Origin of the sequence: Pseudomonas agronomica (assembly GCF_025917275.1) — a bacterium.
Classification (GTDB): domain Bacteria; phylum Pseudomonadota; class Gammaproteobacteria; order Pseudomonadales; family Pseudomonadaceae; genus Aquipseudomonas; species Aquipseudomonas agronomica.
Genome location: NZ_JAOSHO010001048.1, coordinates 1 through 460 on the forward strand (window position 1 = coordinate 1; position 460 = coordinate 460).

1 pseudogene is annotated in these 460 nt (G+C 64.1%); it reads left to right on the forward strand.

Features of this window, described 5'->3' with window-relative positions:
• A pseudogene (locus OC610_RS28830) lies at positions 1-426 on the forward strand (DNA topoisomerase IV subunit B); the annotation flags it as partial.
• Positions 427-460 lie beyond the last annotated feature (34 nt).

Below are 460 nucleotides of genomic sequence, written 5' to 3' on the forward strand. Positions count from 1 at the left end.
GACGCCGACTCCGACGGCTTGCACATCGCCACGTTGCTTTGTGCCTTGTTCGTCCAGCATTTCCGCCCGCTGGTGGACGCCGGCCACGTCTATGTGGCGATGCCGCCGCTGTACCGCATCGACCTGGGCAAGGAGATCTACTACGCCCTGGACGAAGCCGAGCGCGACGGCATTCTCGACCGCCTGGTGGCCGAGAAGAAACGCGGCAAGCCGCAGGTCACCCGATTCAAAGGCCTGGGCGAGATGAACCCGCCGCAGTTGCGCGAAACCACCATGGACCCGAACACCCGTCGCCTGGTGCAGCTGACCCTGGATGATTTCGCCGCGACGACGGAAATGATGGACATGCTGCTGGCGAAGAAACGCGCAGGCGACCGCAAGTCCTGGCTCGAATCCAAGGGTGACCTGGCCGAGGTGCTGGCCTGATGCGCAAAGGGGTCGCCCTGGCGTTGTTGCTGTG